At 59.6% G+C, this 579-nt stretch carries 1 protein-coding gene; it reads right to left on the bottom strand.

Features of this window, described 5'->3' with window-relative positions; genetic code table 11:
* Positions 1-192: helix-turn-helix domain-containing protein (locus NQ034_RS16075; RefSeq protein ID WP_257050024.1), on the bottom strand; the 192-nt coding region annotated here is incomplete at its 3' end.
* Positions 193-579: the final 387 nt, after the last annotated feature.

The following is a 579-nucleotide window of genomic DNA, read 5'->3' as shown; positions in this document are numbered from 1 at the left end:
GGCATGCGCGGCAAGCGCCTCATGTGGCAACGGTTTGGCTGCGCGACGCAGCCGTTCGATCATCTGTGGCGATGCCCGTCGGCTCCCCGACTCATAGGCCGCAATGTTCGGCTGTGCGACGCCCGAGCGCGTTGCCAACTCCGCCTGACTCAGACCGGCGGATTCCCTGATCTCACGAACCACGGTGCTCATTCGTCCATGATATCGCGTGATATAGGTCCCCCGCGAGGACTCCCAATCGCTAGAACCGGAACTCACTCGCGCTACGTCGCTGATGGACATGATGCAGTCCGCCGACGTGGACCCCGTGATTCTATAAGGGCTCATTGCAGATAGGACGAATGTCAGCCGCCGAGGAGCGCTTCGAAACTCAGTGTCAGACCTGACTTCCACAATGTTGGGCGATTTCTGGGATTTCGAGATTGTTTGTGCTGGTGAGAGGCCTACGCTTGGGGGGCGTGGGTAACTAACGGGTCGCCTAAAATGGCCGGTATGAGCCCGTTCGTCCGCCGCGTGCCTTCAAAATCCGGAGCCACTGTTGTGCAGGTCGTGGACAAGACTGGTGGGAAGTACCGGATC

It is taken from the genome of Brevibacterium moorei (assembly GCF_024580735.1).
Classification (GTDB): domain Bacteria; phylum Actinomycetota; class Actinomycetes; order Actinomycetales; family Brevibacteriaceae; genus Brevibacterium; species Brevibacterium moorei.
This window is presented reverse-complemented; position numbering and strand designations above follow the sequence as displayed.